At 63.8% G+C, this 26,359-nt stretch carries 26 protein-coding genes and 1 tRNA gene; 18 read left to right on the top strand and 9 right to left on the bottom strand.

Translation table 11 applies throughout. The features are described 5' to 3' along the window. The first annotated feature begins 46 nt into the window (after positions 1-46). Positions 47-1,936 (top strand): AfsR/SARP family transcriptional regulator, encoded by a 1,890-nt coding sequence (locus D8W71_RS00825; RefSeq protein ID WP_161965375.1) that lies wholly within the window; start codon positions 47-49, stop codon positions 1,934-1,936. 4 nt (positions 1,937-1,940) lie between these two features. Here the strand turns inward: D8W71_RS00825 and D8W71_RS00820 are convergent, their stop codons facing one another. Then, positions 1,941-2,681, bottom strand: coding sequence for an LpqN/LpqT family lipoprotein (locus D8W71_RS00820; RefSeq protein WP_121110140.1), 741 nt, complete (start codon positions 2,679-2,681; stop codon positions 1,941-1,943). Between the two features lie 214 nt (positions 2,682-2,895). On the opposite strand from D8W71_RS00820, the gene D8W71_RS00815 reads away from it, so the two are divergent. The 12 genes from D8W71_RS00815 (at position 2,896) to D8W71_RS00760 (ending at position 15,810) form a co-directional block, all read left to right on the top strand. Further along, positions 2,896-4,248 carry a neutral zinc metallopeptidase gene (locus D8W71_RS00815; protein ID WP_121110138.1) on the top strand — a complete coding sequence of 451 codons (1,353 nt, stop codon included), beginning with the start codon at positions 2,896-2,898 and terminating at the stop codon, positions 4,246-4,248. A gap of 120 nt (positions 4,249-4,368) precedes the next feature. Further along, complete coding sequence (locus D8W71_RS00810; protein ID WP_121110135.1) at positions 4,369-4,950, top strand: TetR/AcrR family transcriptional regulator; 582 nt, start codon at positions 4,369-4,371, stop codon at positions 4,948-4,950. Continuing rightward, the gene (locus D8W71_RS00805) at positions 4,947-6,434 is read left to right on the top strand and encodes a flavin-containing monooxygenase (protein WP_121118348.1); all 1,488 of its coding nucleotides are present in this window, start codon (positions 4,947-4,949) and stop codon (positions 6,432-6,434) included. The genes D8W71_RS00810 and D8W71_RS00805 overlap by 4 nt, the downstream gene beginning before the upstream one ends. Beyond that, a complete protein-coding gene (locus tag D8W71_RS00800) occupies positions 6,431-8,119 on the top strand; it encodes a GMC oxidoreductase (RefSeq protein ID WP_121110133.1) in 1,689 nt (562 codons plus the stop codon). Before D8W71_RS00805 ends, D8W71_RS00800 begins: the two co-directional genes overlap by 4 nt. A 3-nt stretch (positions 8,120-8,122) precedes the next feature. Further along, positions 8,123-8,779 carry a hypothetical protein gene (locus D8W71_RS00795; RefSeq protein WP_121110131.1) on the top strand — a complete coding sequence of 219 codons (657 nt, stop codon included), beginning with the start codon at positions 8,123-8,125 and terminating at the stop codon, positions 8,777-8,779. Positions 8,780-8,829: 50 nt separating this feature from the next. Then, positions 8,830-9,300 (top strand): Fur family transcriptional regulator, encoded by a 471-nt coding sequence (locus D8W71_RS00790; RefSeq protein ID WP_121110129.1) that lies wholly within the window; start codon positions 8,830-8,832, stop codon positions 9,298-9,300. Between the two features lie 74 nt (positions 9,301-9,374). After that, on the top strand, positions 9,375-10,892 hold the full coding sequence (locus tag D8W71_RS00785; protein WP_121110127.1) for a catalase: 1,518 nt from the start codon (positions 9,375-9,377) through the stop codon (positions 10,890-10,892). Positions 10,893-10,979: 87 nt separating this feature from the next. After that, entirely contained in the window at positions 10,980-11,453 is a 474-nt protein-coding gene (locus tag D8W71_RS00780) for a Dps family protein (protein ID WP_121110126.1), read from the top strand. A 102-nt stretch (positions 11,454-11,555) separates the two neighbouring features. After that, positions 11,556-12,233 (top strand): HAD family hydrolase, encoded by a 678-nt coding sequence (locus D8W71_RS00775; RefSeq protein ID WP_121110124.1) that lies wholly within the window; start codon positions 11,556-11,558, stop codon positions 12,231-12,233. Then, complete coding sequence (locus D8W71_RS00770; RefSeq protein WP_121110122.1) at positions 12,230-14,014, top strand: glycoside hydrolase family 15 protein; 1,785 nt, start codon at positions 12,230-12,232, stop codon at positions 14,012-14,014. The genes D8W71_RS00775 and D8W71_RS00770 overlap by 4 nt, the downstream gene beginning before the upstream one ends. 15 nt (positions 14,015-14,029) lie before the next feature. After that, entirely contained in the window at positions 14,030-14,830 is an 801-nt protein-coding gene (locus D8W71_RS00765; RefSeq protein ID WP_121110120.1) for an SDR family NAD(P)-dependent oxidoreductase, read from the top strand. A gap of 8 nt (positions 14,831-14,838) precedes the next feature. Further along, positions 14,839-15,810 carry an LLM class F420-dependent oxidoreductase gene (locus D8W71_RS00760; RefSeq protein WP_121110118.1) on the top strand — a complete coding sequence of 324 codons (972 nt, stop codon included), beginning with the start codon at positions 14,839-14,841 and terminating at the stop codon, positions 15,808-15,810. A 59-nt stretch (positions 15,811-15,869) separates the two neighbouring features. Here D8W71_RS00760 and D8W71_RS00755 read toward each other — a convergent pair. Together D8W71_RS00755 and D8W71_RS00750 are read right to left on the bottom strand one after the other, a co-directional pair. Then, a tRNA-Pro gene (locus tag D8W71_RS00755) sits at positions 15,870-15,943 on the bottom strand. Positions 15,944-15,961: 18 nt separating this feature from the next. Then, entirely contained in the window at positions 15,962-16,885 is a 924-nt protein-coding gene (locus tag D8W71_RS00750) for a metallophosphoesterase (RefSeq protein ID WP_121118346.1), read from the bottom strand. 197 nt (positions 16,886-17,082) lie between these two features. Between D8W71_RS00750 and D8W71_RS00745 the strand changes: the two genes are divergently transcribed. Then, on the top strand, positions 17,083-17,547 hold the full coding sequence (locus tag D8W71_RS00745; RefSeq protein ID WP_121118344.1) for a GatB/YqeY domain-containing protein: 465 nt from the start codon (positions 17,083-17,085) through the stop codon (positions 17,545-17,547). Between the two features lie 62 nt (positions 17,548-17,609). On the opposite strand, the gene D8W71_RS00740 is transcribed toward D8W71_RS00745, so the two are convergent. Then, positions 17,610-19,970 carry a penicillin-binding protein gene (locus D8W71_RS00740; RefSeq protein ID WP_121110116.1) on the bottom strand — a complete coding sequence of 787 codons (2,361 nt, stop codon included), beginning with the start codon at positions 19,968-19,970 and terminating at the stop codon, positions 17,610-17,612. Between the two features lie 294 nt (positions 19,971-20,264). Here D8W71_RS00740 and D8W71_RS00735 point away from each other — a divergent pair, with 294 nt between their 5' ends. Then, a complete protein-coding gene (locus D8W71_RS00735; protein WP_121110114.1) occupies positions 20,265-20,588 on the top strand; it encodes a WhiB family transcriptional regulator in 324 nt (107 codons plus the stop codon). A gap of 9 nt (positions 20,589-20,597) precedes the next feature. Here D8W71_RS00735 and D8W71_RS00730 read toward each other — a convergent pair whose 3' ends face one another. Both D8W71_RS00730 and D8W71_RS00725 read right to left on the bottom strand, forming a co-directional pair. Then, positions 20,598-21,740: an ArsA family ATPase gene (locus D8W71_RS00730; RefSeq protein ID WP_121110112.1), complete on the bottom strand. Its 1,143-nt coding sequence runs from the start codon at positions 21,738-21,740 to the stop codon at positions 20,598-20,600. Continuing rightward, the gene (locus D8W71_RS00725; protein WP_121110110.1) at positions 21,737-22,744 is read right to left on the bottom strand and encodes an ArsA family ATPase; all 1,008 of its coding nucleotides are present in this window, start codon (positions 22,742-22,744) and stop codon (positions 21,737-21,739) included. The genes D8W71_RS00730 and D8W71_RS00725 overlap by 4 nt, the downstream gene beginning before the upstream one ends. Before the next feature lie 71 nt (positions 22,745-22,815). On the opposite strand from D8W71_RS00725, the gene D8W71_RS00720 reads away from it, so the two are divergent. Together D8W71_RS00720 and D8W71_RS00715 are read left to right on the top strand one after the other, a co-directional pair. Continuing rightward, positions 22,816-22,983, top strand: a complete 168-nt coding sequence (locus D8W71_RS00720) for a DUF4177 domain-containing protein (protein ID WP_121110108.1) — start codon at positions 22,816-22,818, stop codon at positions 22,981-22,983. Between the two features lie 2 nt (positions 22,984-22,985). After that, entirely contained in the window at positions 22,986-23,438 is a 453-nt protein-coding gene (locus tag D8W71_RS00715) for a RidA family protein (protein ID WP_236077655.1), read from the top strand. A 37-nt stretch (positions 23,439-23,475) separates the two neighbouring features. On the opposite strand, the gene D8W71_RS00710 is transcribed toward D8W71_RS00715, so the two are convergent. Then, complete coding sequence (locus D8W71_RS00710) at positions 23,476-24,339, bottom strand: Gfo/Idh/MocA family protein (RefSeq protein ID WP_121110104.1); 864 nt, start codon at positions 24,337-24,339, stop codon at positions 23,476-23,478. 17 nt (positions 24,340-24,356) lie between these two features. Between D8W71_RS00710 and D8W71_RS00705 the strand changes: the two genes are divergently transcribed. Next, positions 24,357-25,136, top strand: a complete 780-nt coding sequence (locus D8W71_RS00705; RefSeq protein WP_121110102.1) for an MBL fold metallo-hydrolase — start codon at positions 24,357-24,359, stop codon at positions 25,134-25,136. On the opposite strand, the gene D8W71_RS00700 is transcribed toward D8W71_RS00705, so the two are convergent. Together D8W71_RS00700 and D8W71_RS00695 are read right to left on the bottom strand one after the other, a co-directional pair. After that, positions 25,133-25,807, bottom strand: coding sequence for a Crp/Fnr family transcriptional regulator (locus tag D8W71_RS00700; RefSeq protein ID WP_019662947.1), 675 nt, complete (start codon positions 25,805-25,807; stop codon positions 25,133-25,135). The two genes, D8W71_RS00705 and D8W71_RS00700, sit on opposite strands and share 4 nt — an antisense overlap. A 247-nt stretch (positions 25,808-26,054) precedes the next feature. Beyond that, positions 26,055-26,306 carry a hypothetical protein gene (locus D8W71_RS00695; RefSeq protein WP_121110100.1) on the bottom strand — a complete coding sequence of 84 codons (252 nt, stop codon included), beginning with the start codon at positions 26,304-26,306 and terminating at the stop codon, positions 26,055-26,057. Positions 26,307-26,359 lie beyond the last annotated feature (53 nt).

Raw genomic sequence — 26,359 nt, 5'->3', positions numbered from 1 at the left:
GTTTTCTCTCGGCTGTCGGGGCACCCCACCCACTATGGAGGTCTGCGTGGAGTACAAGCTACTCGGACCGACGCGTGTGCTCCGGGACGGTGAGTCGCTCCCACTCGGGGGCCCGAAGCAGCGTGCCGTGCTGGCCGTACTTCTGTTGTCTCATGGCCGTGTCGTCGAATTCGAGGCAATGATCGACGCAGTGTGGAACGGCGTGCCCCCGGTCAAAGCAATCAGCTCGGTGCGCGCGTACGTTGCGAACCTGCGTCGTGTGCTCGGACAGGACGCGTTGATCACCACGTCGTACGGATACCGTCTCGAACTGGGTCCGAGTGAGCTCGACGTGGATCGGTTCGAAGCTCTGGCATCTGAGGGGCGCAGCGAAACCCGGGCCGGACATCACTCGCGGGCCTGCGAATTGTTGAGCGAATCGCTGGGAGTGTGGACAGGTTCTCCTCTCGAGGACCTCCGCGATCTGGATGTCGCGGCACACGAGACCGACAGGCTGCACGAACTGCGCGCGGACATCGTCGAAACCTACTTCGACTGCAGACTGACTCTCGGTCACCACGTCGACATCGTGGGCCCACTCGAACACCAGATCGTGTTGTCCCCGTTGCGCGAACGACTGTGGTGGCAATTGATGCTCGCGCTGTATCGCGCGAATCGGCGGGTGGATGCTCTGCGGGCATTCGGGCGAGCGACGCGGCTGTTGCACGACGAGCTCGGCATCGAACCAGGCCCGGCCCTCAAATCGCTGGACACTGAGATCAGGCGTGAGTCGACTGCGTTGAGCTGGCAGGAGGAGCCCGGTGCGCGCGATGCGCCCCGCGCCGAAAGACCGCCACTGTTCGGCCGAGAGGCGGAATTGCGCCGGGTCGAGGACGCCCTCGCCGCTGCTCGCGGCGGAGTGGGCCGCGTTGTCGTACTCGTCGGCGACTCAGGCAGCGGTAAGACGTCGATAGCGGGCGAGGCGGTAGCGAACGCCGAATCTGCCGGGTTCACGACGGCATGGTCGTGCCCACCGGACGGGATGAGGCAACCGTCGTTGTGGTCGTGGGTGCAGGTGCTGCGCGTCCTAGGCGACAACGTCGGGCGCGGGCAACTGGCGCGTGCCGCCGAGGTGATCGAACCTGGGTTGCTGGAGATGCTGCCTGGGTGGCCGGTTCCGTCGACGGCCAGGTCGGACTCGCGTGCCGATTTCCTCGTACTCGACAGCGTGGTCCTCGCACTCCATCGTCTGGTGGAGGGCCACCCGACCTTGGTGGTGCTCGACGACCTCGACCGCGCAGACAGGGCCAGCCGCGAGGTGCTCCAACTCGTGGTCGGGAATCTGCGTCAGCTCCCGCTGGTTGTCGTTGCGAGTTGGAGCGCGCACGGCGCCGGTCGAGGGCCGGGGCGAAGCTCGCTCGGTCGCCTCACCAACACAGGTGATTCGACGGTGCTTCGGCTCGGTCCACTCACGGTCGAAGCGATCGGCCGGATGCTGGAGCGGGAAGGCGTGGCCGGTGCCGGCGATGAACTGGCCGGGTACGTGCACCACCGCACGGCTGGAAACCCCTACTACGCAACCGAAGTCATCCGTAGCCTGATCGCCGACCCCGGGATGCGAGAGAAGGTACCCGAGTCGGTGTCGGCATCCATCCGTGACTGCGTTTCGAGATTGCCCAAGACCACGAGTCGTGAGTTGCGCACGGCCGCTGTGCGTACCGACAACGTGATCCTGCTGCGGGGAAAGGATGTCGAATCGGCGATTGCAGCGGGGCTTGTCGTGTATTCGGCCGATTCCGGGGGCTTCGCCTTCGTATGCCCGCTCGTACGTGATGCGATAGCAGAGCACAGTTCACGCACCGAACGCGTCGATGCGGCCCGACTCGATGCCACCCGTCTGGTGCGGGTGGCATCGACGTCGCCGGATCGGTGGCAGCAGCAGCTGACCACCGGGTGAGCTGCTAGGGCGTGATCGTCGTGTCGTTGTCCACCGTCTCGGTTGCACTGGCGAGAAGATCGAGCTGATCCGACGTGCCGTCGACGTTGATCTGCAGGATGTAGAGACCGTCGGAGCCGGGAATGACCGCCGTCTTCTGCGCCGACACCAGTTCCATGCCGTCCTCGCCGGTGTAGGTTCCCGAGATTTGATATGCGGGGAACCCTGCGAGTGTGGATGTCGTGCCTTCGCCCACCGGTGCGTATCCGGGCAGGTTCTGCACTTCGCCCGCGGAATAGTCGATGAGCTTCTGCGGATCTACGTTGCCTTCGAGTTTGGACACGATAGCGATCATCGACGGTGTGTAGTCGGCACTTTCGGGCCCGGTGTAGATGATGGCACCGTATGCCCACTCCGGCGTCTGATCCCCGGCGTCCTCCCAACCGTCCGGGAACGGCAACACGATCTGCGGTGCGCCGGGGTCCCCGGGGTATATCGGTGTCTCCACGATCCCTTCGTCGGCGATGTAGTCGGCGATGGTGTAATTCGGTCCCGCCGCCGGAGCGGTGGTGGTTGCAGGGGCGAGCTTGTTCTTGCTGCTCGTGGTGGAAGCCGACTCGGTGGTGGTGCTCGCAGCGGCGGCCGAGGTGGATTCGCTCGACGCGGACCCTCCGGAATCGCTGCTGCAGGAAGCTGCCAGCCCTACCACCACGGTCAGAGCCGCAGTCGCCGCGGCAACGCGTGCACCTATGGTCGAACGGTTCATGTGTCCTCGTTTCCATGAAATTTTTAACTGCGGGAAGTTCTTGACGTGCGAGAAATTTTGACGTGCGGGCAATACGGTCCGACCCGACCCGACCTCGATCGATGGCAGAGCCTAGAGCGGCAGTGTTGGAATTCGATTGGAGCACGAGAGATCCAATCGAAATCCAATCGCCGCTCACTACGGTCGAGAACCGAAGGCGAGACGAGGAGCGGGCATGAGGCGTCGTACATCTGTTCTGGCAGTTCTGGTCCCGGTGCTCGTCGTCGCCGGGTGTGGTGGGTCTTCGGAGTCCGGTGAGGCGGCGCCGTCGTCGGTTGCAGGCATGCAGAAGGCCACATCGGGCTCGGACATGGTCGGTGACGCCTCGGAACCCGTCAACCAGATAGTGGCTGCCGCGATCGACGACCTGCAGAGCTACTGGGCGCAGACGTATCCGACGCTGTACGGCTCCGAATATCAACCGGTGAGCGGTGGGTTCTACGCCGTCGAGCCGTCCTCGGGCGAACTGCCGCCGTGTGCGTCCACGCCAGAGGACATCGCAGGAAACGCGTTCTACTGCCCCGGTGAGGACGTCGTTGCGTGGGACAGCGAGGGCCTGCTGCCTGATCTGCGAGAACGCTTCGGAGACTTCGTTATTCCGGTCGTCATGGCCCACGAGTGGGGGCACGCAATTCAGGCCAGGGCGCAGTTCGAGGGCATGACCGTCACCCGCGAAATACAAGCAGACTGCTTCGCCGGGGCATGGGCGTCGCACGCGGTGGACGAGGCGTCGCAGTTCGACCCGACCCCCGCCGAATTGGATTCGGCGCTCGCAGGTTTCCTGTACCTGCGTGACGAACCCGGCAGTGCAGCAGACGATCCCAGTGCACACGGCAGCGGATTCGATCGAGTCGGGTCGTTCCAGACCGGATTCCAAGAGGGTGTGGAGTCGTGCAAGGGTTACGAGGACGGTTCGCCGCAGGTCTTCGAGCTCCCGTTCTCCTCCGCTGCCGACGCATCCCGCGGGGGAGACGCACCGCTCGAGCAGATCGTCGAGGGCGTCCCCAAAGACCTGGAGGACTACTGGAGTGCGCTATATCCCGAACTGACCGGTGAGCCGTGGACACCGCTGAAGCCGTTCGCCGCGTTCGACCCGGCGGATGCTCCTGACTGCGGTGGATCCTCAGTCGCGGAGTACTCGCTGTTCTACTGCGTGCCGGACGATTACGTCGGTTTCGACGCGGTGAACGCGATGCCGCAGTTCTATGCGCAGGGCGGCGACTTCGCGGTCGCGGCGTTGATCGCGACGCAGTACGGCCTCGCCGGTCTGTCGCACCTCGGAATAAACGCCGACGACCAGGACGCGTCGCTTCAGGGTGACTGCATGGCGGGTGGGTGGACAGCGAGCGTGTTGCTGCAGAACCGTCCGACAAGCGGCTACACGCTGTCGCCCGGCGACCTCGACGAGGCCATTGCGGCTCTGCTGCTCTTCCGCGGTGGAGGCGACGAGGAGCGCCAGGGGAGTGGGTTCGTGCGCGTCGAGGCCTTCAGGCACGGAGTCATGGATGGTGCGGAGGCGTGCATCTGAGGTGGCTTCCCCACCCGTGCGCGCGTAGTTACGTCGGGCGGTAACTACGCACGCACGGGCGATGGAGCGCATTTACAAGCAGTCTGGACTGTTTGTTGAATTCGCGATAGTCTCGCTTCTGTGACCCAGAGCACTGATGCCCCCGAGCGGCGTACGCAAGCCGAACGAACGGCAGGTACGCAGGCCAAACTGCTGAATGCGGCGATCGAATGCCTGGTCGAGCTCGGTTTCGCCAAAACGAGTACCCAGGAGATCGCTCGCCGTGCCGGGGTGTCGCGCGGCGCTCAGCTCCACCACTTTCCGACGAAGGAAGCTCTGGTGACTGCGGCTGTCGCGCACCTGGTGGACCGGCGCCTCGAAGAGATTCTGGCTACCAACCCCGATCCTGAACGAGGGGTCGAGGTACTCATCGAGGGATTCTCGGGGCCACTGTTCTACGCGGCGCTCGAACTATGGGTGGCCGCCCGAACGGACCCGGCGTTGCACGAGGCGATGGTCCCTCTCGAACGACGCATATCCGAGGCAATCATGGGCGGAGCCACGGCCATCATGGGCAGTCGGATGTCCGCCGAATCCATCGAACTATCCGTCGAACTCGCACGCGGACTCGCAGTGTCCGCGTTGTTCAGAACGCCGGAAGCAGACGTCGAACTACGAAACCGGCTGTTGCCGGCATGGGAAGCGAAGGTGTTGGAATGGTGAACCTCCCGGAGTCCGTCCGAGTGCTCGTCGTCGGCGCAGGGTTCGCCGGAATCGCGGCGGCATCGAGAATTCTCGACGAGGACCCCGGCGCCGACGTGGTCATCATCGAACGAGCCGGCGACGTCGGCGGAACCTGGCGCGACAACACGTACCCCGGCTGCGCCTGTGACGTGCCGACGTCCCTGTATTCGTTCTCGTTCGCACCAAGCCCCGACTGGACGCACACGTTCGCGCGGCAACCGGAGATCTACCGATACCTGCGGGGCGTGGTCGACAAGAGCGGCCTGCGTGACCGCATCGTCACCGACTGCGAATTGACCGGTGCCACCTGGGACGGGGTGAGGTCGGTCTGGAACGTCGAGACTTCGAAGGGCAGCGTGACGGCCGACGTGGTCGTCGCCGCCACGGGTGCGTTGTCGACGCCCAAGTTCCCGCAGGTTCCGGGGGTGGAGAAGTTCGCCGGGACCATGTTCCACTCGGCCACCTGGAACCACGACCACGACCTCACCGGCGAGCGAGTCGCGGTCATCGGCACCGGTGCCTCGGCGGTGCAGTTCGTCCCCGAAATTGCAGACCGCACCGCTCGGCTCACGGTGTTCCAACGCACCCCGGCGTGGGTGGTGCCGCGGCTGGACCGAACCCTCGGACGCATCGAGAAAGCGTTGTACCGACGATTCCCCGCCAGTCAGAAGGCCGTTCGAGGAGTCATCTACGGTTACCGCGAGGCCTATGTGACTGCGCTGGCTCACCACCCGAAGGTCCTACCGCTCGTGACCAACGTCGCCAAGGTTCATCTGCGGCGACAGGTGAAGAATCCGGCCAAGCGCGCCGCTCTCATGCCGGACTTCATGCTCGGATGCAAGCGCATGCTGCTGTCCAACGACTGGCTGAAGACGCTCGACCGCGACGATGTCGACCTCGTGGCAAGCGGACTCACGGAGATCACCGAGAACTCGGTGATCGACGCCGACGGAAACGCTCACCAGGTGGACACCATCATCTTCGCAACGGGGTTCACTCCGACCGAGCCGCCGGTCTCGCATGCGCTCGTCGGTACCGACGGTAGGACGCTTGCCGAGCACTGGGCGGGAAGCCCGAACGCATTCAAAGGCACGACGGTGCACGGATTCCCGAATCTGTTCCTGATGTACGGACCCAATACCAACCTCGGACACAGTTCCATCGTGTACATGCTCGAATCCCAGGCCAACTATGTCGTCTCCGCGCTCGCACAGTTGGAGGAGCGCAGGTTGGCGTCCGTCGAGGTGACCGAACATGCGCAGCGACAGTACAACTCATGGATTCACGACTCACTCGACGGAACGGTCTGGAACACCGGCGGATGTTCCAGCTGGTATCTGGACTCGGAAGGAAAGAACCCGGTGATGTGGCCGACGTACACGTTCCGGTTCCGCAATTCGACCCGCACATTCGACATGTCTCAGTACACGGGTGTACCGGCCAAGGAAGGTCAGCAGGTATGAGCGACTACGACGTTCTCGTCATCGGATCAGGCTTCGGCGGAAGCGTGGCTGCGCTTCGAGCGACCGAGAAGGGCTACCGCGTCGGCGTTCTCGAATCCGGGCGACGCTTCGCCGACGACGAGCTTCCGAAGACGAGTTGGCGGCTCCGCAAGTACCTCTGGGCCCCGGCCATCGGATGCTATGGCGTGCAACGCATCCACCTGCTTCCCGACGTCCTCGTGATGGCGGGCGCAGGCGTGGGCGGTGGATCGCTCAACTACGCGAACACGCTCTACCAACCCCCGAAGCGGTTCTTCGAGGACCCGCAATGGGGCCACATCACCGACTGGCATCGGGAGCTTGGACCGTACTACGACCAGGCGAAGCGCATGCTGGGCGTCGAGACCAATCCGACGATCACCCCGTCGGACAAGGTCATGAAGGAAGTCGCCGAGGACATGGGCGTCGGCGACACCTTCACGAGCACACCGGTCGGAGTGTTCTTCGGGACCCCTGGCAAGCAATCGGCCGACCCGTTCTTCGGAGGAGTCGGCCCGGAGCGTACCGGCTGCACCGAATGTGGATCATGCATGACAGGATGTCGTGTCGGTGCCAAGAACACACTCGTCAAGAACTACCTGTACCTCGCCGAACAAGCTGGGGCAGAGGTTCTTCCGCTCACCACAGTCACCGAGGTCAGGCCGCGATCAGGTGGCGGTTACGAGGTGGTGACTCGGCGGACGGGCGGCAAACTCAGGCGAACCGAGTCCGTCCTGACGGCCGATCAGGTGGTCTTCGCCGCCGGAACCTACGGCACGCAGAAGTTGCTTCTTGCGATGAAGGAGACAGGTCGACTACCGGGACTGTCGAACCGAATCGGGAGCCTCGTCCGCACCAACTCCGAGGCGGTGCTCGCTGCCACCGCCCGCGGACGCGAGATCGACTACACCGAAGGCGTCGCGATCACTTCGTCGTTCCATCCCGACGATCACACCCACATCGAGCCGGTTCGATACGGCAAGGGCAGCAACGCGATAGGGCTGCTGCAGACAGTCTTGAGCGACGGCGGCGGTAAGACGCCTCGAATTCTCAAGACGCTCGGCGTCGCGCTTCGGCATCCAGGAGCCGCCGTGCGTAGTTTGTCGGTGCGTAGATGGTCCGAGCGGACTGTCATCGCTCTCGTCATGCAGACCGACGACAATTCGCTCGAACTCGGCTCGAAGAAGGGCTTCTTCGGGCGGCGGCTGACGAGCCGTCCCGGACAGGGCGACCCACCACCTCAGTGGATCCCGCAGGGGCACGAAGCAATCCGGTTGCTGGCCGACAAGATCGGCGGTGACCCGGGCGGTTCCATGGCGGAGATCGTCAACATCCCGATGACGGCCCATTTTCTGGGCGGATGCGCCATCGGGGATTCCCCCGAGTCGGGCGTCGTCGACGCGTATCACCGGGTCTACGGTCACGAAGGTCTGCACGTCGTCGACGGCTCTGCGGTGAGCGCCAACCTCGGCGTCAATCCGTCGTTGACCATCACCGCTCAGGCCGAGCGCGCATTGGCGCTGTGGCCGAACAAGGGGGAGCAGGACAAGCGCGCGACTCTGGGTGAGAACTATCGCGAGATCATGCCGACGCAACCCCGTCGGCCAGTGGTTCCCGCGGCAGCGCCCGGAGCCTTGCGGCTGCCCCTCACCGTGAAGGGAGCCTGACGCATGTGGAGCGTGAGTGAATCGGAGTCCGAGCGCACCGACTGGCCGGAGAGCCCTCCGCCGCCGTGGCCGGCGGATGTGCGAGCCACGATCTGGTGGCATCGCGCAACGTCCGAGGGACGCGCCCTTCTCCCTCAGAAGAGTGTGCCCGTGACGCTGGTGATGGTCGTCGACTATCTGAGCTCACCGGTCGGTCCGTACCGCGAGATCCTGGCCAGCCCGGTTCTGCGTCGGCCCGGCAACGGGCTAGGTGCGCTGCCGAGGATGTCGGTCCCGTTCATCGCCGTCGACTCCGATGTCTCCGTTCACGGCGGCAGGACGCATTGGAACCTACCGAAGGTGCTCGCCGATTTCGGCGGAGACGTGCTCGGATCGTCGTCGGCATCGGGAGACGGATGGGCGGTGCACGCCGACGCGAAGGGGATCGGTCCTGCGTTTCCGATCAAGGGCGCTCTCGGGTTCGCTCAACCGGTCGACGAGGAACTGGCTCTGGCCGGCGCGAAACTGACGGGCAAGGCGCGGCTTGCCCGTGTGAAGGTCGACGCGCACGGCCCGTCGCTGACGTCGTGGCTTCGTCCGGGTACGCATTTCGGCCTGCAAATCGTCTCCGGGAAGATGGCAACCGGGCCTGCGGTGCTGGTCAGTGATGTCGAGGTGTAATTAGGGTTCCTTTTCTTGACTTACTCCAGAAAAGGGGCATACTCGAATTCATGCCCGCAGACGACCTGACGACAGACCCGGTAGCGCTCTTGCGCTCGGTAGGTCTGCGCGTCACGAGTCCGCGCGTCGCGGTACTGAATGCGGTCGCAGCCCGGCCTCATTCGGATGCCGACGACGTGGCAGCGGCGGTCAGAGCCGATGTCGGGTCCGTATCCACGCAGGCCGTGTACGACGTTCTACGCGCGTGCGTAGGCGCTGGTCTGCTGCGCCGCATCGAACCTGCTGGTTCACCCGCACTGTACGAAACCCGGATCGGCGACAATCACCATCACCTGGTGTGCCGTCGATGCAGCACAGTGGTCGACGTCGATTGTGTCGTCGGCGCGTCGCCGTGCCTCGACCCGTCGGAGTCCAGAGGATTCATCGTCGAGGAAGCCGAGGTCGTGTTCTGGGGTGTCTGCCCCGACTGCGCTACGCAGGACGGTTCAGCCGCGCCGGTTCCGGCTATATCTGCCCACTGAGCATCTACCAAGAGACACGTCTTCCGAGTCAGCCCCTCGGAAGGCGACCACATAAAATTCAGGAGGCTTTGCACATGACCGAGCCCGCCACCACCAGTAACTCCGGAATCCCCGTACCCAGTGACGATCAGTCGCTGACCGCGGGAACTCAAGGCCCGATCCTGCTCCACGACCATTACCTCATCGAGAAGATGGCGCAGTTCAACCGTGAGCGTGTCCCGGAGCGTGTTGTGCACGCCAAGGGTGCAGGTGCATTCGGCGTCCTCGAGATCACCGAGGACATCTCCAAGTACACGAAGGCTGCTGCTCTGCAGAAGGGCGTCAAGACCGAAGCTCTTGCGCGCTTCTCGACCGTCGCAGGCGAGCAGGGAAGCCCGGACACCTGGCGCGACCCGCGCGGGTTCTCGCTGAAGTTCTACACGACCGAAGGAAACTGGGATCTGGTCGGCAACAACACGCCGATCTTCTTCGTCAAGGACCCCATCAAGTTCCAGGACTTCATCCGCAGTCAGAAGCGCATGCCCGACTCCGGCTTGCGCGACCACAACATGCAGTGGGACTTCTGGACTCTCTCCCCCGAATCCGCACACCAGGTGACGTGGCTGATGGGCGATCGAGGGATCCCGAAGAGCTACCGTCACATGGACGGATTCGGCTCGCACACATACCAATTCATCAACGACGCAGGCGAGCGGTCCTGGGTCAAGTTCCACTTCAAGACTAACCAGGGCATCGATTTCCTGACGCAGCAGAAAGCCGACGAGCTCGCGGGCACCTCGCCCGATCATCATCGCCAGGATCTGTTCGGGTCGATTTCCGAGGGCGACTTCCCGAGCTGGGACTTCTACATCCAGGTCATGCCGTACGACGAGGCAGAGAACTACAGGTACAACCCGTTCGATCTCACCAAGGTCTGGTCTCAGACGGATTACCCCAAGATCAAGGTCGGAAAGCTGACCCTGAACCGCAATCCCGAGAACTTCCACGCCCAGATCGAGCAGAGCTCGTTCGAGCCGTCGAACCTCGTGCCCGGAATCGGTGCGAGCCCCGACAAGATGCTGCTCGGCCGCATCTTCTCGTACGCGGACGCACATCGCTACCGGATCGGTGCCAACTACGCACAGCTTCCGGTCAATGCGCCCAAGGCTCAGGTCAACTCGTACTCCAAAGACGGTTCGATGCGATACGCGTACAACTCGCCGAGCACGCCGGTGTATGCACCCAACTCCTACGGCGGCCCGCATGCGGACACCGCGAAATACGGTGACGACGGGTCTTGGGACTTCGAGCCTCGCTTCGTGCGCACCGGATACATCGAGCACCCCGAGGACGGCGATTTCGTCCAGGCAGGGATCCTCGTCCGGGAGGTCATGGACGACGATCAGCGAGAGCGCCTGGTAGGCAACATCGTCGGGCATGCACTGAACGGTGTCACCGAGCCGGTGCTGCAGCGGGTCTTCGAGTACTGGACCAATGTCGACGCCGACCTCGGCAAGAAGGTCGAAGAAGGCGTCAGGGCAGGGCAGGGCAACACCGCTCCCACGACGAGTCAGTCTCCGACCACTCCCGGTGACGAAGCCGAAGAGGTCTGACGCGAGGCACATCACCCGGCCGCACGGAACACTGCGGCCGGGTGTGTCGTTGAATCTTTCGAAGCACAGCCGAAGGAGGTACGAGACATGACCAACCCCATCACCAGCACGCTCGATGCAGGGCAACAGAAGATCGCCGGAGATGCCCTGCAGGGCACTGTGGTCGACCTGATCGATCTCTCGTTGATCGCGAAGCAGGCGCACTGGAACGTCATCGGAAGAAATTTCCGATCGGTCCACCTGGCTCTCGACGAACTGGTCACCGCCGCACGAGAGTTCACCGATCAGGCCGCCGAGCGAGCCACGGCCATCGGTGTGAGCCCGGATGGTCGGGCTGCAACCGTCTCCGCAACGGCGAGCACGAAGGGATTCGGCGACGGATGGACGAAGGATGAGCAGGTCACTGCCGCCATCGTCGACAATATCGCTGCCGTCGTCGACCGTCTGCGCGCTCGTATCGCGGACACTGAGGCTGCCGATCCGGTGACACAGGATCTCCTGATCGCCATCACCGCGCGTCTCGAGCAGCTGCACTGGATGTGGCAGGCTCAGATCGACTGAACCATCTGCACGTGAAAAGGGTCACCTCCCAGCTGGGAGGTGACCCTTTTCGTGTCGAGCACCTTGTGTTTCACGCGCTGGTAGGGCGGGTAGCCGACCGGCATGACTTCGACTCCTGGCGCAGTTCTCTTCGATATCGACGGCACCCTGGTGGACTCGAACTATATCCACGTCGACACCTGGTCACGGGCATTCGCCGACGCCGGAGTGACCGTCCCGTCGTGGCGAATCCACCGGTGCATCGGAATGGACGGCGACAAGCTGTTGGAGACCCTCGTCGGCTCGTCGGACAGCGCGGTCGCGCTGGAGGCGAAGGACTTGCACACGAGCTACTACGAAGAGGCCACAGACCGGTTGCAGATCCTCCCGGGAGCGCGAGAGTTGCTGCAACGCTTGAACGACCAAGGCTTGACCGTCGTACTGGCCACATCGGCACCCGAGAAGGAACTTGCCTATTTGCGGGATCTCCTGGATGTTGAGGATGTCGTGTCGGTCGTGACGTCGGGTGAGGACGCCGATGTAGCCAAGCCGAGCCCCGAGATCGTCGAAGTCGCGTTGGAACGCGCGGGTGTAAATGCAGGCGACGCCGTCATGATCGGCGACAGCGTCTGGGACATGAAGGCGTCCGCGCGCGTAGGAGTCGCTGCCATCGCGGTTCGATGCGGAGGCGTCCCCGAAGCCGATCTGCGTGCAGCGGGGGCCGAGGCAGTGTACGAGGACCCGGCGGATCTGCTGGAGCACTTCGCGGACAGCCCGATCGCGCGGCTCAGCGTCGCATGAGTCGTGAAAATGGTTATGCGGCAATCGAAGACTATGCCGCGATCGGCGACGGTCGCACTGTGGCGCTGATTGCGCTCGATGGCCGTATCGACTGGTTGCCGATCCCCAATCTCGATTCGCCTCCTCCCTTCGCAGCTTTGCTCGACGCCGAAGCCGGCGGGACGTTCGCACTCGCACCGACGGGTTCCTTCTCCGTCGATCGCTCGTTCGTCGACGGCACGAACGTATTGACCTCGACATATCGCACCGACTCCGGGACCGTGCGTGTGACGGATTCGCTCAATACCGGTGTGGCGGGCAGGCTTCCGTGGGTCGAACTCGGACGTCGCGTCGAGGGCATCGACGGTGCGGTCGAAATGGCGTGGCAAGTTGCGCCGGGTTCGATGCTCGGCAAAGCGTCGCCGTGGGCGTACGGTACCGAACATGGCACCGTCCTTCGCGCCGATGGCTTGACGATGGCAGTGCGAACACTGCGCGCCGACGACGTCACCGTCGGGGATCAGGAGATACACGGCACGTTCGTCACGAGTGAGGGGTCGAGACACCTCGTCGGGCTGGTTGGTACGGAGAACGAACCCTTGCACCTACCGGACCCGGTGAAGGTGGACGAGGGAATCGACCGCACAGTCGACAACTGGCGGGTGTGGTCGAACGAATTTCACTACGACGGGCCGTGGAACGAGCATGTGGCCAGGAGTGCTCTGGCGTTGAAACTGCTGTTGCACAGTCCTTCCGGGGCGATTGCTGCCGCGGCGACGACATCGTTGCCGGAGAATCGTGTGGGTGGCAAGAACTGGGACTACCGGTACGCCTGGGTGCGCGACACCGCGTACACCATCAGGGCACTCAGCAGGTTCGGTGTGCGAGAGGAAGTGCACGCCGCGGTTGCGTGGTTGTTGAAGGTCATTCGAGCGAATGATCCGCTGGTCAACGTGTTCTACACCCTCGGTGGTGAGCTACCGGGTGGCACCGAGCAACCCGATGTTCCTGGATGGCGCGGAATCGGGCCTGTCGTGAACGGAAACGCCGCCGCGAACCAGCTGCAACTGGGGATTTTCGGTGACCTGTTCGCGATCGTCCGACTGTACGTCGAAGCCGGCAACATTCTCGATGCGGAAACCGGCAGGCTGCTCGCCGCCATCGCCGACGAAGCGTGCGATTCCTGGCAACGGCGCGACGCGGGCATCTGGGAGCTCGAGGACGAACAGCACTACACGAGTTCGAAACTGGGATGTTGGCAGGCGTTGGACTGCGCGGTCCACCTCGCCGACGCGGGCCAGATTCCCGGCGTCGCAGACAGGTGGCGCGCCGAGCGTGAACGCATCAGGCGGTATGTAGAGGAGAACTGCTGGTCGGCGGAACGCCAGGCGTACCTGGCGTATCCGGGCGCGACAGGTCTCGACGCATCGGTTCTGCTCGCCGCAGAGATGAACTTCGATCGCGGCGAACGAATGTCGTCGACCATCGATGCGCTCGGCGCCGAACTCGGATCGGGTCCGCTGCTGTACCGCTACACCGGCGTCGACAAGGAGGAAGCGACCTTCGTCGCGTGCGCGTTCTGGCGGGTGACGGCATTGTCGTGCGTCGGTCGTGACGACGAGGCGTCCGAACTCATGGACCAGTTGGTCGAGATGTCGAACGACGTCGGTCTCTACAGTGAAATGATCGATGCTTCGGACGGATCGTTTCTGGGTAACTTCCCGCAGGGCTTGAGTCATTTGGCCTTGGTCAACGCAGCATTGACCATCGCTCACGCGCACGACGCCACGAACAGTCGGTGAAAGAGGTAGGTAACAATGGATCTCGGTATACGAGGCAAGAAGGCGCTCGTGACGGGTGCCGATTCCGGAATAGGCTGGGAGACAGCGCGATTGCTTCTGGCCGAAGGCGTCGAAGTGCTCATCAGTGACAAGGACCAGGAGTCCCTCGACGAGGCCGCACGCGCACTCGACGCCGACCCCGATCGGTTGCACGCCATCGCCGCCGATGTCACCGACACCGCCAGCGTGGAGAATTTGGCCGCGCAAGCCCAGAATGTGTTGGGCGACATCGACATCCTCGTTCAGTCCTCCGGAGTGACCGGTGCCCAGGGTCTCTTTCACGAGATCGACGAGGAGGGTTGGCGTAGCACGCTCGACGTCGACCTCATGGGTCCCGTTCGACTGCTCCGGGCCTTTCTACCCGCGCTGAGGCGTGGGGGTTGGGGACGGATCGTGCTCCTGACCTCCGAGGACGCGGTTCAGCCCTACGACGACGAACTGCCCTACTGCTCCGCCAAGGCCGGCGTGCTGGCGCTCGCCAAGGGATTGTCCCGCAGCTACGCATCCGAAGGTCTGCTGGTCAACGCAGTCTCCCCCGCCTTCATCCACACGCCCATGACCGACGCCATGATGGACAAGCGCGCGGACGAGAAGGGAACAGATCGGGACGGGGCGATCGAGAGCTTCCTGGTCGAAGAACGTCCTTACATGGAACTCGGACGGCGAGGTGAACCCGAAGAGGTGGCGTCCGTCATCACCTTCCTGTGTTCCGATCGAGCAAGCTTCGTCAACGGATCCAACTACCGGGTCGATTCCGGTTCCGTAGCAACGATTTGAGGAGAACCATGACCAACTTCGGATACACACTGATGACCGAGCAGAGCGGTCCCAAGGAACTCGTGAACTACGCGGTCGGCGCCGAGAACGTCGGCTTCGATTTCGAGGTAGCGAGTGACCACTATTCGCCCTGGCTGTCCTCGATGGGCCACGCGCCCTACGCGTGGACCACGCTGGGAGCCGTCGCACAGGCAACTGAGCGCGTCGAGCTGATGACGTACGTGACGTGCCCGATCATTCGGTACCACCCCGCCGTCGTCGCGCAGAAGGCTGCGACCATGCAGATCCTCGCTGACGGACGATTCACCCTCGGTCTCGGTAGCGGCGAGAACCTGAACGAGCATGTCGTCGGCGAAGGCTGGCCGTCCATCGACAAGCGTCAGGACATGTTCGTCGAGGCGCTCGAGATCATCAAGCAGCTGCACGCTGGAGGGCTCGTGACCTACGAGGGCAAGCACTTCCGCGTCGACTCCGCGCGAATCTGGGACCTACCCGAAGGCGGGGTGCCGATCGGTATCGCGGTGTCGGGCGAGAAGTCGATCCAGAAATTCGCAGCTCACGGTGATCATCTCATCGCCGTCGAACCCAACGGCGATCTGGTGCAGCAGTGGGCTCAGCATCACGACGGTCCGTCTCGGACCATCGGTCAGATCCCTATCTCCTGGGATCCGGACAAGGACGCGGCGATCGATCGTGCCCATGACCGGTTCCGCTGGTTTGCCGGCGGCTGGGCCGTCAACGCCGACCTGCCTACGACCGCCGGCTTCGCGGGTGCGACCCAGTTCGTCCGCAAAGAAGATGTGGCACAGACGATTCCATGTGGCCCCGATCTCGATGCCATCGTCGAGGCCGTCAAGCCGTACTGGGAGGCCGGGTTCACCGACATCGCACTCGTTCAGGTCGGCGGCGAGACGCAGGAACGCTTCCTCGCCGAAGCCGCTGGACCGTTGCTGGAGAAATTGCGCGCTGCGTCGAGCTGATCGACTCCGCCAAATGTGAAAGACCCGCCTGAGTGATCAGGCGGGTCTTTCACATGTTGTCGGGGTGGCGGGATTCGAACCCACGACCTCTTCGTCCCGAACGAAGCGCGCTACCAAGCTGCGCCACACCCCGTGTACCGCGAGCAGAAGTCTAGCTTACGACCGCCTCCGAACGCGAAACGTCCTCGTCCGACCCTTCTTTGTCGCCCTTGCGCGGTGCGGGAGTGAGCGTGAGGAGCGTGGCTTCGGGCCTGCAGCAGAAGCGAGCGGGCGCGTACGGCGACGTCCCGATGCCTGCAGAGACGTGGAGTTGCGTGTGCGCGCCCCACTTCGACGGACCCTTGACGCGGGAGCGGTCGATCTCGCAGTTGGTGACCAGTGCGCCGTAGAACGGCAGGCACAATTGGCCGCCGTGCGTGTGGCCCGCGAGGACCAGGTCGTAGCCGTCGTCGGCGAACTTGTCGAGCACCCGAGGCTCGGGGGAGTGCGTGATGCCCAAACGTAGATCCGCGAGTGGGTTGGGCTGTCCGGCGATCGTGTCGTAGCGGTCGCGCTTCAAATGGGGATCGTCGACGCCAGCCGACGCGATCCTGACGCCCGCAACCTCGAGTTCACGACGCACGTGAGTCACGTCGAGCCAGCCGCGCTCGGTGAACGCAGCGCGCAGATCTCTCCAGGGAAGTGATTCACCGAGAACACGCTCGTGGTTCTTCTTGAAGTACTTCAGCGGGTTCTTCGGCTTGGGCGCGAAGTAGTCGTTGCTGCCGAAGACGAACAGACCCGGCCGCGACAGAAGTGGTCCGAGGGATTGCACGACGGCAGGGACTGACTTCTGATGCGACAGGTTGTCGCCGGTGTTGACGACGAGATCGGGCTCCAACCGGTCCAGCTCTCGGAGCCAGTTCTGCTTGAGGCGCTGGTTCGGCATCATGTGGAGGTCGCTGATGTGGAGCACACGCAGCGAAGCCGATCCCGGTTCCAACACGGCCATGGACGCCTCACGGAGGGTGAAGGCGTTGCGTTCGATCAGCGTGGCGTAGCCGAGTCCGAGCGCTGCCGCACCTGCGGTAGCGATCGCCGTGGTTCGGACGGGGGCCTCTGCGGCACCGCGACGCGCACGCGACGCTGCCGCGCTGAGACCTGCGTGCAGGAGCGGAGCCTGCGAAGCGGCCAGGCGAGATGCTGCTTTTTTCACTGACACATGGTCCACGATACGGCAGGCGGAGGAATCGACGTGCGGACTCTTCCGTGGTCCGCGTAGCGTTTCCTACCATGTCCGAACTCAAGTCCCAGCTCCGATCCGACCTCACCACGTCCATGAAAGCCAGGGACAAGCTGCGCACAGCCACCATCCGCATGCTTCTCGCTGCCATTCAGACCGAAGAAGTCTCCGGGAAGGAGGCCCACGATCTGACCGACGAGCAAGTACTGAAGGTGCTCGCCAAGGAGTCGAAGAAGCGCGGCGAGTCGGCCGAGATCTACACCGAGAACGGCCGAGGCGAACTGGCCGCTAACGAGCGCGCCGAAGCTCAGATCATCGACGAATACCTACCGACTCCGCTGACGGACGCCGAACTCGCCGACGTCGCGGACACCGCGATCGCACAGGTGGCCGAGGAGCTCGGTGAGCGCCCGTCGGTCAGGCAGATGGGCCAAGTCATGAAGATCGCCTCCGCCCTCGCAGCAGGCAAGGCCGACGGGACGCGAATCTCGAAGGCAGTGAAAGATCGCCTGTAACCATCAGTGGCGTGGTTGAGTGCCCTTCCGGGCACTCAACCACGCCACTGAGGGGAAGCGGCCTACCGCGGAACCGTCAGTCCCGGAATCGCCGGAATCTGGATGTTCGGTGGGATCGCCGGGATCTCGATGCCGGGCGGCAGACCCGGGATGGCGGGCGCCGGAGGAGCTTCGCGCACCGACCCGTCGCTCACGTAGATCGTGATGGTCGAGCCGGGGATCGCGGAGCCCGACGGCGACACACCGGTGACGGTTCCGCGCGACGCCGACGCTGCCGTCGTCGCGACGGAGACCTGGAATCCGGCGCCTTGCAGGGTCGAAGTCGCCGAGCTCTGGCTCTGACCGGTCACGTCGGGAACCTGACCGTTGGCGGACCCGCGTACGTACTTCTGGTCCACCGGCGGAAGCTCGACGGAACCGAAGTTGTTCGCTACGGGATCGATCGCGTTGTACCAGGTACGAGCAGGTTCGTTACCGCCGTACAGGTTGCCCGATCCACACGGGCGGAGTGGGAACGAGCAGATCTCGCCGGGCGTCGGAGAGTCACCGTAGGTGTACACCGCCGCTGCGTAACGGTTGGTGAACCCGAGGAACCCGGACGACATGTGCGACTCGGTGGTACCGGTCTTGCCCGACATCGGAAGCGTCCACCCGACCGAACCTGCAGCCGAGGCCGACGTGCCGCCGGCCTGGTCGTCCTTGCTCATCGCGTTCGCGAGGGTGTTGGCCAGACCGGGCTCCACAACCTGCTCACACGCCTGCTGCGTCACGGGAACCTGCTTGCCCTCCCGGTCGAAGACCGAGTCGATGGGCGTCGGCGGGCACCACTTGCCGCTCGACGCCAACGTGGCAGCGACATTGGACAGCTCGAGGGGATTGACCCATGTGGGTCCGAGTGTGTACGAACCGAGGTTCTGGCTCTTCTGGAAGTCGGCCATGCTCTGCTCGTCGAATCCAGAGGTGTTCGGGTCCGCGTACGAGCGCAGGCCGAGCCGCACCGACATGTCGACCGTCGGGGTGACTCCAACCGATTCGATCAACTTGACGAACGCGGTGTTCGGAGACTGCGCGAGGGCGTCGGTGATCGACAGCGACGCCGGATAGTTTCCTGCGTTCTCGACGCAGTACGTGTTGGCGGGGCAACCACGAGCTCCACCGTCGCCCAGGCCTTTGACCTCGGCGCGGCGCGGAACCTGCAGGGTTGCGCTCGTACCGAGTCCTCGTTCCATGGCCGCGGCGGTGGTGAACACCTTGAAGATCGACCCGGCACCGTGTCCGACGAGCGAATAGGGCTGAGGCTGAACGGTTTCGTCGGCGTCGGCATCGAGCCCATAGGTTCGACTGCTACCCATCGCAAGGATGCGGTGTGAATCCTGACCAGGCGCGATGACGTTCATGACGGTGGCTACACCGTTGAGATCGGGGTCGGTGTTGGCTGAGAGAGACGCCTTGGTGGAATTCTGAACCGCAGGATCGAGCGTGGTGCGGATGAGGTAGCCACCCTTGTCGATCTGCTCGCGGCTGATGCCCGCGTTGGCAAGGTATTGGAGCGCGTAGTCGCAGAAGAATCCTCGGTCACCGGCTGCGATGCACCCACGGGGGAGTGTCTGCGGCACTGGGAGGACCCCGAGAGGCTCGGTCTTGGCCTGTCGGAACTCGTCGGCGCGCTCGGGAATGTTCTGAATCATCGTGTCCAGCACGATGTTGCGCCGCTCGGTGACGCCCTGTTCGTTGGTGTACGGATTGAGCGCGGAGCTGGACTGGACCATGCCGGCGAGCATTGCGGCCTGCTTCGCGTCCAACTGGCTTGCGTCGATGCCGAAGTAGGTCTGAGCCGCATCCTGGATGCCGAACGACGAGTTACCGAACGGAACCAGGTTGAGGTAGCGGGTGAGGATCTCGTCCTTGGTCAGTTCTTTGTCGAGCGTGAGCGCCATACGGATCTCGCGGATCTTGCGAGCGGGCGTCGTCTCGATGGCTGCGCGGCGTTCGGCGTCGGTCTTCGCGACAACGAGCAGCTGATAGTTCTTCACGTACTGCTGATCGAGCGTGGACGCGCCCTGCTCCACCTGGCCGCTGGTCGTGTTCGTCAGGAACGCACGCAACGTGCCCTGCCAGTCGACGCCTTGATGCTCTGCGAAGCGCTTGTCCTCGATGGAGACGATGGCCAGCTTCATCTCGTTGGAGATCTTGTCGCTCGGCACCTCGAAACGGCGCTGCTCGTAGAGCCACGCGATCGGATTGCCTGCCGCGTCGACCATCGTGGAGACAGCAGGAACAGCGCCCTCGACCAGTTCGGCCGAAACATTGTCGACGGTGTCGGCGGCCCGGTTCGAGGCGTAGCCGAACCCACCTGCCAACGGGAACATCACTCCGGCCAACAGCGCACCTGCGAGTGCGGAACATCCGGCGAGCTTCGCCACGGTTTTTCCAACGGACACGAAGCACAGCGTACGTGGACGCGCGCTCTACCCCCACATGTCTCGGGTGCTGACGCACTGAACCGCAGGTCGGGACGGCCGTACCAGAAAGTTGGGCTGCCCGTCTTGCGTTCGCCGCCGGTTTTACCTAAATTATGAGCACGGTGTGATTCACATAACACTTGTATATGAATGTGGGGCAGCTCCTAGATCCATGTGCTTCGAGCAGTGGAAATCAGGGTCCGGGAGCTTGTGGAGCGTTCAACGAGGACGTTCGAACTGCAAAGGGGATCCGCAATGCACATGACAGCAGCGCCTACGCGGCTAGATGTGGAAGAAGCAGAAGCACGTATTGCGTGGGTTGCGCAGGCGCGGTGCAAGGGGACTGACCCGGATCAGCTGTTCGTCCGGGGTGCGGCGCAGCGAAAGGCAGCGACAATCTGTCGGCACTGCCCGGTACTCATGCAGTGTGGGGCAGACGCACTCGACAACCGTGTCGAGTTCGGTGTCTGGGGCGGAATGACCGAGCGTCAACGACGCGCACTTCTCAAGCAGCATCCCGAGGTCGACTCCTGGTCGGAATTCTTCGAGTCCCAGCGTCAGCAGCAAGCTGCGATCTAGCCCGCTCGGCTAGGCCGATCGGGTCAACTGGTCGGCCACGGCCCGCAGAGCGTGTAGATCCGACACCTCGAACGGCAGCGACGGCACTCCGACGATCGGGACTCGTGGATGCGCCGAAGTGAAGCGCCGCAGCAGCCGGAGCTCTCGGGCGGCGGTGACCGCGCGCGCGGCGTGAATCCTCAGGACTGCGGCCGTCAGGGCCGCACCCGCATCTTCGGAGTCGTCCAATTGATCGGCGGCTGTTGCCGCATGTTCGGCAGGGAGTGACGCCAGGGTCGGGTGGGTCCGGTTGAGTACGAGGCCCGCCAGCGGCATTCCTTCCCCGCTGAGGCGGTCGACGAAGAACGCAGCTTCGCGCAGCGCATCGGGCTCGGCCGCAGCGACCACGATGAAACTCGTGCCGTTCTCCCGGAGCAGTTGGTACGTCCGTGTCGCGCGCTCCCGGAATCCGCCGAACATCGAATCCAAAGACTGGACGAACGACGAGGCATCGGTGAGCATCTGGCTACCGATAACCGTCGAGACGCCTCGGAGTGCCAACCCCATGGCACTGGTGACCATCCTGGTAAGGCCGCGGCCGGGCGCCATCAGCAACCGAATGAACCGGCCGTCGAGGAACGAACCGAGCCGCTGCGGGGCATCGAGAAAATCGAGGGCGTTACGCGACGGGGGAGTATCGACGACGATCAGATCCCACGTCGAATCCGACGCCAACTGCCCGAGCTTCTCCATCGCCATGTACTCCTGCGTGCCCGAAAACGACGACGCCACAGTCTGATAGAACGGGTTGGCGAGAACCTGCTCGGCCTTCTCCGGCGTCGAATGCTCGATCACCATCTCGTCGAACGTTCGGCGCATGTTGAGCATCATCGCGTGGAGTTCACCCGTCGCACCTGCGGGCAGTTTCACCGGCTGGGGAGAGTTGTCGAGCTCACCGACGCCGAGCGCCTGAGCGAGGCGCTTCGCCGGATCGATGGTGAGCACCACGACCTTTCGGCCCTGCTCGGCAGCTCGCATCGCCATGGCGGCCGCCGTCGTCGTCTTCCCGACGCCACCTGCCCCGCACACCACGACTATGCGTGACGACGCATCGAGCAGAATCCTCTCGATGTCGAGCACCGGGGCGGCTTTCGGGCTGCTGGGACGTGTCATTTCACACCCTGTTCCTTGAGTACCGCGGCGAGTTCGTACAGGCCGCCGAGGTCCACGCCATCGGCGAGCATCGGAAGGTGAAGCCGCGCCGTGTCGAGTTCGTGAAGTTGAGATCCGCTCTCGACCTGCGCTGCCAATGTCGAGGCGTGTTCGATCGTCTCGGTGAGCAGCCCGGCGAAATCACTGTCCGACAGCGCGATTCCGACTTTGCTCAGACCTGCCTTCAAGGCGTCCACGTCGACGGTTCCCTGGGCGGCGTTCTCGAGCGAGTCCGACGCCAGATATGTCGGTTCGGTGCGGTTGACGATGACGGTTCCCAGACGCAGGTCGGCTGCTTCCAGTTCGCGGACGGCGTCGGCGGTCTCCTGGACAGGAAGTGCCTCGAGGAGCGTCACCAGATGGACGACGGTCTCCGCCGAATGCAACAGACGGACGACGCCTTCGCTCTGGCTGCGGACCGGCCCGCCCTTGGCGAGGTCTGCCATGGCTTTGGTCACGTCGAGAAAGTTGCCGATTCTCCCCGTCGGAGGCGAATCGACGACGACCTCGTCGTACAGGCGTTTTCCGGTCTTGTCGGTCCGAACGACGCACTCTTTGACCTTGCCGGTCAACAGGACGTCACGCAGACCCGGTGCGATGGTGGTCGCGAACTCGATGGCACCGATCTTGCGCATCGCACGCCCAGCGAAACCGAGGTTGTAGAACATGTCGAGGTACTCGAGGAATGCGGTTTCGATGTCGATGGCCAGCGCGTAGACCTCGCCGCCGCCGTCCGCGGTCGCGACCCGTGTCTCCACCGGCGGCAGCGGCGGGACGTCGAAGAGCTGCGCGATGCCCTGACGTCCTTCGACCTCGACCAGCAGAACTCGTCTACCGTCGGCGGCCAGTGCAAGAGCCAACGCGGCAGCAACCGTCGACTTGCCGGTTCCACCCTTGCCCGACACGAAATGCAGCCGCGCGGTGTCGGCCTTGTCCGGCCAACCTTCTGAACTCGATGTGCCCACACCACGACCATATAGACGAATCGAGCACGACCTCCGAGGAACCAACCATCCGCCGACTAGGCTCACCTTCCATGAGCGAAAAGATCACCTGGGAGTACTTCACTGCGCCGGTCCTGATTCACGCGACCAAGCAGATTCTCGACAACTACGGCGCCGAGGGATGGGAGCTCGTGACCATCATGTCCGGGCCGAACGGCGGCGACACGCTCGTGGCCTACTTCAAGCGTCCGAAGGTCTAGTCGTGACGTGGAGTGAGCGCCTCGCCGAGCTCGGAATCGAACTTCCGCCCGTAGTCCCTCCGCTGGCCGCGTACGTTCCCGCTGTACAGACGGGTTCGCTCGTCTACACCTCGGGCCAGCTACCTCTTGTATCCGGTGAGCTGACCTCGACCGGCAAGGTCGGGGCCGAGGTCACGGCCGAGGAAGCGACCGCTGCGGCGCGGATCTGTGCGCTGAACGCCCTCGCGGCAATCAACTCGCTGGTCGGAGTCGACTCGATCAAGCGCGTGGTCAAAGCCGTCGGCTTCGTCGCGTCGGCCCCGGGATTCACCGGGCAGCCCGGCGTTGTCAACGGCGCATCGGACGTCATCGGGGAAATCTTCGGCGATGCGGGCAAGCATGCGCGCTCGGCCGTCGGAGTCGCCGAACTGCCGCTGAATGCTCCCGTCGAGGTCGAGCTGATCGTCGAGGTCTGACGCGACCAGTGGCACGGTCAAGTGCCCCAGAGGGGCCTTAACCGTGCCATTGGGCCAACGCGCCCTCGAGTACTTTCTGCAGGTGAAGGCCGCGTTGGACGGAGCAGGAATGCTCCGTGCCCGCCTCCAGGGATGCCAGGAACTCGTCGAGCAGCAGTTCGAAACAGTCGACGGCAGACGTCGACCGGTCCGCCAGTGACACCACCCCGTCGCTGCCACTTAGCTCGACCCTGAACACCGACGGCTGGACCGGGGTCGCCAGCGACAGCTGCGAACTGCTCACCGCGCCGCCGTCGTGTTCGAGCACCACGGTCCAGGCGTCCGAAGACTCGCCCCGACGACACAGCGCGACGTCGACGATCGAGCCGAGCGTCACGTCGAGCAGATCGAACACGTGCGGGCCGACGTCGAACAGCGCGCCGTCGTGATGCCTCCACGGCGAGTTCGAGTACTCACCGCCCAACACGGCACCGGACAACCACGTCGCCGCGCCCGCGCTCCATTTCCTGCCCAGGGTCTCGTCGAGAAACGCTCGTGTTTCGGGTGCGAATCGACGTGTCAACGCAACGATCGATCGGACGCCTGCATGCCCCACGGCCTCGGCCAGGCGCGTTGCATCATCGAGTGTCGCGGCAATGGGTTTGTCGAGGACCACGTGCTTGCCTGCCTGGGCCGCCGCCGTTGCCATCCCAGCTTGTACTTGCGGGGGTACCGCGAACGCCACGGCCTCGACGTCGGCAAGGAGAGCGTCGTAGCTCTCGAAGACCGGTGCGCCCAGGTCCGCGGCCGCCTCGGGTCGCCGAGCCCACACGCCGGCGAAGTCGACGCCCGGATGCGCGGCAAGGGACGGTGCATGTGTGGCGCGGGCCCATGGACCCGCGCCGACCAAACCGATTCTCATGCTCCTAAGGTACGACTATGACTTCCTCGCATCCGGCTTATGGTCAGCTTCGACAGGTCACCTCGTCAGCGTCGGTTCTACTCGCCGACAACCCGGGCAAGATGACGCTCGACGGTACGAACACGTGGATTCTGCGGGCGCAGGGAAGCGACGATGTCGTGGTGGTCGATCCAGGTCCCAAGGACTCCGGACATCTCGACGCCGTGGCCGCGACCGGAAATGTCGTGCTGGTCTTGGTGACCCACCGCCACAAGGACCACACGGGTGGGCTGAAGAAGTTCTACAAGAAGACCGGTGCGCCGATCCGTGCGTCGTCGGAGCACTTCGTCCGCGACAGCACGCCGCTGAAGGACGGAGAGGTAATCGACGTGGCGGGCCTGAAGATCACGGTGCTTGCGACGCCCGGGCATACGGCGGATTCGCTGAGCTTCGTGCTCGATGACGCTGTTCTGACGGGTGACACGATCCTCGGACGAGGAACTACCGTGCTCGATCCGAAAGACGGCACCCTTGCCGATTACCTTGCTTCGCTGGATCGGCTCGAAGCCGTCGGGAGCGGGAAAGTGACGCTACCGGGCCACGGGGCCGAAGTGGCCGATACCGCCGAGATCGCGCGCTTCTACCGAACACACCGGTTGGAGCGGCTGGACCAGATCAGGGCAGCCGTCGAAAAGATCGGACCGAATGCCAAGCCCATGCAGGTGGTCAAGCGTGTCTACTCGGACGTGGACAAGAAGTTGTGGCCAGCTGCGCGCATGTCGGTCAAGGCGCAGCTGACCTACCTCCGAGAGAACTAGCGGGCCCTGCGCGCGAGACGCTCGGAATCCGAGATCAGCACGCTCTTGCCTTCGAGGCGCAGCCATCCGCGGTGAGCGAAGTCGGCGAGGGCCTTGTTGACCGTCTCGCGGGATGCGCCGACGAGCTGGGCGATCTCTTCCTGCGTGAGGTCGTGCGTGACACGAAGAGATCCGGCTTCCTGCGTGCCGAAGCGCTGCGCAAGCTGAAGCAGAGCCTTCGCGACGCGTCCGGGAACGTCGGTGAAGATGAGGTCTGCGAGGTTGTTGTTGGTACGACGAAGACGACGTGCCAACACGCGCAGCAGTTGCTCGGCGATCTCGGGGCGCTGGTCGATCCATGCCTTGAGCGCGTCGCGATCCATGCTGACCGCCCGAACCTCGGTGACCGTGGTGGCCGTCGACGTGCGGGGGCCGGGGTCGAAGATCGAGAGCTCACCGAACATGTCCGACGGGCCCATGATCGTCAGCAGGTTTTCACGCCCGTCCGGAGAGCGGCGACCGAGCTTGATCTTGCCGGAGACGATGATGTACAGCCGGTCACCTGGCTCGCCCTCGTTGAACACCACGTGTCCACGAGGGAAATCGACAGGCTGCAGCTGCTTGGTCAGCGCCGCTACCGCGGAGGGTTCGACTCCTTGGAAGATGCCGGCCCGTGCCAGGACGTCGTCCACTTGCGCTCCTTTTGGGATGTCGTCGGCGTGGTCACCCGCGTCGACGAAGGCGTTTCTCGCGGCCCGGATTCGTGCGTCTCACAACAACTCGAATCCGTGCCAGTAATCAAACATGACAATTATCTCGGTGAAGTCTACTTCGCCGAGATCCAAACCGAGTGATCGGCGCCACCGGAACGTCGTGAAGGATTCGCACGAAAGCGTTCGTTCACCGCGAATTCACCTTCGAATACGACATTTCGGGCTATCAGCTCGCCCGCTGGTCTGCCATCTCCTCGGCGATCGGCGTACGACGCTTTCGACTGTTGAAACGGGCGAGCGCGTGCGGCATGCCCTCGTTGGCGAGTGTGGCGACCTCGGATTTACTGGCGTGGTCGAGGAATTCCTGCACCTCTTGTTCGCGAACACCCAGCTTGCTCAGGCGGAACTCCACGCGCTCCATGGCGAGCGCGAACAGCATCAGGAGCACAGGAAAGAGCACAACGGCGAGTCCTTGCATACCGAGCAGTAAACACCGGAAAGGTCTCGATAAGAACACAGGGCTGATTCGTT

It is taken from the genome of Rhodococcus sp. P1Y (assembly GCF_003641205.1).
Classification (GTDB): domain Bacteria; phylum Actinomycetota; class Actinomycetes; order Mycobacteriales; family Mycobacteriaceae; genus Rhodococcoides.
This window is presented reverse-complemented; position numbering and strand designations above follow the sequence as displayed.